The organism is Castellaniella caeni NBRC 101664 (genome assembly GCF_001592225.1).
GTDB lineage: Bacteria > Pseudomonadota > Gammaproteobacteria > Burkholderiales > Burkholderiaceae_B > Castellaniella > Castellaniella caeni.
Map to the genome: position 1 here is coordinate 1 of NZ_BCWN01000040.1, position 6,168 is coordinate 6,168.

The 6,168-nt window shown below is 60.1% G+C and carries 5 protein-coding genes and 1 pseudogene; all 6 read left to right on the top strand.

Translation table 11 applies throughout. The features are described from left to right. Positions 1 to 135 precede the first annotated feature (135 nt). A complete protein-coding gene (gene asnB / locus CCA01S_RS14880) occupies positions 136 to 2,100 on the top strand; it encodes an asparagine synthase (glutamine-hydrolyzing) (protein ID WP_066459911.1) in 1,965 nt (654 codons plus the stop codon). Continuing rightward, positions 2,097 to 3,224 carry a glycosyltransferase family 4 protein gene (locus tag CCA01S_RS14885; protein ID WP_066459913.1) on the top strand — a complete coding sequence of 376 codons (1,128 nt, stop codon included), beginning with the start codon at positions 2,097 to 2,099 and terminating at the stop codon, positions 3,222 to 3,224. The genes asnB and CCA01S_RS14885 overlap by 4 nt, the downstream gene beginning before the upstream one ends. Next, positions 3,221 to 3,814: a sugar transferase gene (locus CCA01S_RS14890; protein ID WP_066459915.1), complete on the top strand. Its 594-nt coding sequence runs from the start codon at positions 3,221 to 3,223 to the stop codon at positions 3,812 to 3,814. The genes CCA01S_RS14885 and CCA01S_RS14890 overlap by 4 nt, the downstream gene beginning before the upstream one ends. Then, a complete protein-coding gene (locus CCA01S_RS14895) occupies positions 3,807 to 4,460 on the top strand; it encodes an acetyltransferase (RefSeq protein ID WP_066459917.1) in 654 nt (217 codons plus the stop codon). The genes CCA01S_RS14890 and CCA01S_RS14895 overlap by 8 nt, the downstream gene beginning before the upstream one ends. 65 nt (positions 4,461 to 4,525) lie before the next feature. After that, positions 4,526 to 5,701, top strand: coding sequence for a DegT/DnrJ/EryC1/StrS family aminotransferase (locus CCA01S_RS14900; protein WP_066459919.1), 1,176 nt, complete (start codon positions 4,526 to 4,528; stop codon positions 5,699 to 5,701). Positions 5,702 to 5,711: 10 nt separating this feature from the next. After that, positions 5,712 to 6,168: pseudogene (locus tag CCA01S_RS14905) on the top strand (polysaccharide biosynthesis protein); the annotation flags it as partial.

The window sequence follows — 6,168 nt, forward strand, 5'->3', positions numbered from 1 at the left end:
TAGGGTTTTATATTAATTGTTCCCTGGATGTTGATTGATGCGATTGGTTTGGTGCATGTGCTTGTGTAAGAGATGAATCCAGAGTTTGATCCCGGATGAGAGGAGAGTATTAAGTTATGGAGAGGTTGGCGTAGCATGTGTGGAATAGCAGGAATTTGGCGGCTACCGCCTATAGATGGGCTGGAGGCGTCACTGCGGCAGATGACGGGAGCCTTAGTGCATCGTGGCCCAGATGATGCGGGGATGTGGGTTGATTCGACGGTTGGTCTTGCATTGGGCCATCGCCGCTTGTCTATTGTGGAATTATCTGCAGCAGGTCATCAACCGATGCATTCGTCCTGTGGACGGTATGTGCTGGTTTTCAATGGCGAAATCTACAATCATCTAGAGCTACGGGCTCGGCTTGGTGAGGCCGGTCGAGAATGGCGCGGGTATTCGGATACTGAAACCTTGCTGGCATGCATTCAGTCTTGGGGGGTCAAGCGCGCCTTGGAGTTGGCCGTTGGCATGTTCGCGCTGGCCCTGTGGGATCGCCAGAGCCAAGTGCTCAGCCTGGCGCGTGATCGCCTGGGGGAAAAGCCCTTGTATTGGGGCTGGCAGGGCGACATGCTGCTGTTCGGGTCTGAACTGAAAGCCTTGCGGGCGCACCCTGATTTCCGAGCGCCGGTGGACAGAGGGTCGCTGGCCCTGTATCTGAGGCACGGTTATGTGCCGACACCGTGGTCGATTTATCAGGGCGTGCTCAAACTACCGCAAGGCCAGTTCATCGAGATCCCCTTGGGGCGGGGCGTATCTGCCGCCAAGGCGGCTGCGCCGCAGCCATTCTGGAATTTCAACGAAACCGTTGCCCAGGGATGCGCGCAACCATTTACAGGCGATGATACGGCGGCAATCGATGCCGTGGAATCGCGGCTGTCGGACACCATCGGGCAGCAGATGCTGGCGGACGTGCCGGTGGGGGCGTTTTTCAGTGGCGGGATCGACAGCACGACCGTCGTTTCGCTGATGCAGAAACTCAGCCCCAGGCCGGTCCGTACGTTTACCATCGGCTTCAGCGGCAGTGAATACGACGAAGCCGCGCATGCACAGGCCATCGCCGGGCATCTGGGGACCGATCATATGCCGCTGGTCGTGCGGCCAGAGGACGCGCTGGATGTGATCCCCTTGCTGCCTCGCATGTATTGCGAACCGCTGAGCGCGGATTCGCAGATTCCCTTGTACCTGATCAGCAAATTGGCGCGGCGGCATGTCACAGTCGCGTTGAGCGGCGATGGTGGCGACGAATTGTTTGGCGGCTATAACCGGTATCTGGGCGCGCGGCGCGTCTGGCTGCGCTTGCAGTCCATGCCCGGATCTGTCCGGCACGCGTGTGCGGCGCTGTTGCGCAGCGTATCCCCTGCGGGCTGGGATCGTTTGTTTACCCTGGCCAAGCCGGTGCTGCCCGAAAGGTTCCGGCTGGCGATTCCGGGGACCAAGGCGCAGAAGCTGGCCGACGTGCTGGAACTGGATACAGAGATGGATTATTTCCGTCGCCTGACCAGTCACTGGCAGGATCCTGGCAGTATCGTTCTGGGCGGAGGCGAGCATCCTACGCTGATGACGACCCCGGCTTTGCAGCCGCAGGCCGATTGTTTCGAGCACTGGATGATGGCGATGGATGCGCAGACATTCCTGCCCGACGAGGTGATGGCAAAGGTGGATCGGGCCGCTATGGCGACCAGCCTGGAAACACGCGCCCCATTGCTGGATCATCGGGTGGTGGAACTGGCCTGGCGGATGCCGTTGCGGATGAAGATCCGCGATGGGCAGGGGAAGTGGCTGTTGCGTCAGGTGCTGTACCGGCATGTGCCGCGTGAACTGGTCGAGCGACCCAAGAAGGGCTTCGGCATTCCGATAGACGACTGGCTGCGCGGGCCTTTGCGGGCCTGGGCGGACAGCCTGCTGGCGGAAGACCGTCTGCGGGCGGATGGCTACTTTGATCCCGCGCTGATTCGCGCGCGCTGGCTGCAGCACATGCGGGGCAGTCATAACTGGCAGTATCAGCTGTGGCCGATCCTGATGTTCCAGGCCTGGCTGGCCGACCAGGAAGGCGGGGCATGAAGCTATTGCTGGTCGGCGGATTTGCGGAATCCCTGCTGAATTTCCGGGGGGCGCTGATCGACGATTTGTTGCGCGCCGGAGTCGAAGTCCATGTCGCCGCTCCGGGGCTGGCTGATGAAGCCTTGAGCCAGGCCTTGCGGGGCCGCGGTGCAATCCCGCATGACATTCCCTTGCGGCGCACCGGGATGAACCCGGTCGCGGATCTGGGCGCGGTGATTGGCCTGTGGCGCTTGATGCTCCACCTGCGCCCGGATGTGTTTCTGGGCTATACGATCAAGCCGGTGATCTATGGCGTGCTGGCTGCGTGGCTGGCGGGGGTCAAGCGCCGCTACGCGCTGATCACAGGTCTGGGTTATGCTTTTCAGGATCAGCCGGTGGGCGTCAAGGCGCGCCTGGTGTCGGGGCTGGCGCGTGGGCTGTATCGTGTAGCGCTGCGCGTGGCGCATCGGGTGTTTTTTCAGAATCCGGACGATCAGGCGTTGTTTCGCACCTTGGGTCTTTTGAGAGGCCGGGCGGAGTCCGTGGTGGTCAATGGTTCCGGCGTCGATGTCCGGCATTTCGCGCAGACGCAGGTTCCAGAGGGCCGGGTGGTATTCCTGATGATCGCGCGTTTGCTGGGGGCCAAGGGGGTGCGGGAATACGCACTGGCATCCAGCCGTCTGCAGCGCGAGTTTCCGTCTGCGGTGTTTCGCTTGGCGGGCTGGGTCGATGGAGGGCCGGATTCCATCCGTGCGGATGAACTCGCCGTCTGGGTGGAGCAGGGCCACATCGACTATCTGGGCAAGCTGGCCGATGTGCGACCTGCCCTGCAACAATGCAGCGTGTATGTGCTGCCCTCGTATCGGGAAGGAACGCCGCGCACGGTGCTGGAAGCCATGGCGGCAGGCCGGGCTGTGGTGACAACGGACGCCCCGGGGTGTCGGGAAACAGTCGTCGATGGCGTGAATGGCTACCTGGTTTCGGTCAGGTCTATCGATGAGCTGGCGGGCGCCATGCGGCGGTTCTTGGTGGAGCCGTCACTAGCGCTGGAAATGGGAGAACGGTCTCGCCGGATGGCGGAAGACCGGTATGATGTGCAGCGGGTGAATGCGGAGATGCTGCGGGGTATGGAGATCATGGCTTGAAAAGACTATTGGATATTCTGGGATCGGGCTTGGGGTTGTTGATCCTGTCCCTCGTGATCCTGGCCCTGGCATGGATGATCAGACGCCGCTTAGGTCGCCCCGTGCTGTTCCATCAAGTGCGGCCAGGTCGGCAGGGCCGCCCCTTCCGCATGATCAAATTTCGCACGATGCGGGACGCAGTCGATGCTGACGGCCAGCCATTGCCGGATGCGGAGCGGATGACGCCGTTTGGCCGCTGGCTGCGTGCGACCAGTCTGGATGAGCTGCCCGAACTCTGGAATGTGCTGAAGGGCGACATGAGCCTGGTGGGGCCGCGTCCCTTACTGATGGAATATCTGCCGCTTTATTCACCGGAACAGGCGCGCCGCCACGAGGTACGTCCAGGCGTCACGGGGTGGGCGCAGATCAATGGGCGCAATGCACTTAGTTGGGAAGACAAATTTCGACTAGATGTGTGGTACGTGGATCATCATTCGCTGTGGCTGGACTTGAAGATTCTGTACCTGACGGTGAAAAAAGTGTTGATCCGCGATGGGATCAGTGCAGCAGGCGAGGCGACGATGTCAAAATTTACGGGACGCCATGAATAATCTGGCTCAGGTTGGCCATACCCTGGCGATCCTGGGCGCCAGCGGCCACGGCAAGGTCGTGGCCGAAGCGGCCCTGGCGGCTGGCTGGGAGGCGGTGGAATTTTACGACCGAGCTTGGCCGGGCAAGCAGCAGGTCGGTCGCTGGGCAATCATAGGGGACGATGTGGCGTTGCTGAGTGCGCTGGATCGTCTGGACGGGGTGGTGGTCGCCATTGGGAATAACCAAATCCGCTTGAACCTGTTGAAGCAGTTGCATCAAGCAGGCGTCAGGGTGGTGTCCATTCTGCATCCGATGGCCTGTATCTCCGGGTCTGCCATCGTGGGGGGTGGTACGGTGGCTCTGGCGGGCGCAATCGTCAATGCCGATGCGGTGATCGGTTCGGGCGCGATCCTGAACACAGCGTGTAGCGTGGATCACGATTGCATCCTGGGCGAAGCCGTGCACATCAGCCCCGGTGCCCATCTGGCTGGCGATGTGCAGGTCGGTGATCGATCCTGGATCGGGATTGGTGCTTCGGTGCGCCAAGGGGTACTCATTGGCTCGAGCGTCATCGTGGGGGCTGGCGCTGCCGTCGTGTCTGATATTGCCGATGGCCTGACGGTAGTCGGCGTTCCGGCTAGACCTATGGTTGCAGGTTACACGTGACCCTGCGTGCGTCGTTCTGCTGTTGCTGTCTACAATAACCTGTTCTGGATCGCTGGATAATTATCGTGTTGAACACTCCCTTCCCCCCCTGGCCCTCATTCACTACAGAAGAAGCTGATGCTGCCCGCGATGTGATCCTGTCCAATCGTGTCAACTACTGGACGGGCCAAGAGTGTCGCGAGTTTGAGCGCGAGTTTGCTGCATGGGTGGGAACGCAGCACGCGATTGCCCTGGCAAATGGCACTGTGGCCTTAGACCTTGCACTACTGGGCCTGGGTATCGGTGCGGGGGACGAGGTCGTCGTGACCTCGCGTACGTTCTTGGCTTCCGCATCTTGCATCGTCAATGCGGGCGCCATCCCTATCTTCGCCGATGTCGATCCTGATTCGCAGAACATCACTGCCGAGACAATCCGCGCTGTTCTGACCCCGCGCACGCGCGCCATCATCTGTGTGCATCTGGCCGGCTGGCCCTGTGATATGGATCCCATCATGAGCTTGGCGCGTGAACACGATCTGTTCGTGATCGAAGACTGTGCCCAGGCCCATGGTGCACGTTACAAGGGACGGCCCGTGGGCTCTATCGGGCATGTGGGGGCTTGGTCGTTTTGCCAGGATAAGATCATGACCACCGGGGGCGAGGGGGGCATGGTGACGACGGACGACACCGCTTTGTGGAAGCGGATGTGGGCGTATAAAGACCATGGCAAGTCGTGGGATGCCGTGTATGAGCGCGAGCACCCGCCGGGTTATCGCTGGTTGCATGAGTCCTTTGGTACAAATTGGCGCATGCTGGAGATCCAGGCTGCGATTGGGCGTATTCAATTGCGGCGTATGGCAGATTGGCATGCAACACGGGTATGTCATGCGCGCCGGATTTGGGATTGTGCCCGGCTTTTGCCGGGATTACGGGTGCCAACTGTGCCCGATGATGTCGATCACGCTGCCTATAAATGCTATGTGTTTTTGCGTCTGGATGCGCTGGCAGCGGGATGGACACGCGAGCGCGTCATGCAAGAGATTCTAAGCCATGGAGTGCCGGTCTATTCGGGCTCGTGTTCTGAAATTTACCTGGAAAAGGCTTTTGACGGGTCAGACTTTCGGCCTACGAATCGGTTGCCGATTGCTCGCGAGTTGGGTGATACCAGCTTGATGTTCTTGGTGCATCCTACGCTGAGCGACGAACATCTCGATAAGACCTGTATGGCGCTCCAATCTGTGATGGACAAGGCAACGGCATAGGGCGCAGGGTGTGATCAATTTTCGTTCGTACTTAGTCTTTGTTTTTGATTTGCTGGTCGTGCTGCTTGCGTGGATGGGGGCGTTTTTGCTGCGCTTCAATCTGGATTGGCCGTCGGCCTATAACCGGGAGTTGGTACTTGGCACTTTGGTGCTGATGCTGGTTCAGTTGTTGGCTTGTCGTTGGGCGGGCTTATACCGAGGCATGTGGACGTTTGCCAGTCTGCCCGATTTGCGACGTTTGATTCGCGCTGTCCTGGTTTCCACGGTTGCCGTCTTTGCCTTGATGGTGTTTGGCAGTGAGTGGCTCCTTATCCCGCGCTCGATTGCCGTCCTGTACCCCGTCCTGCTGCTGCTGCTCATGGGGGGCGGTCGCATCGCCTGGCGCTTGTGGAAAGAGTCTCGTCTGACGCCGGTTTCTGACGTCAGACGCAAGCCAGTGATTGTGGTGGGGGCCGGTACGGCGGGGG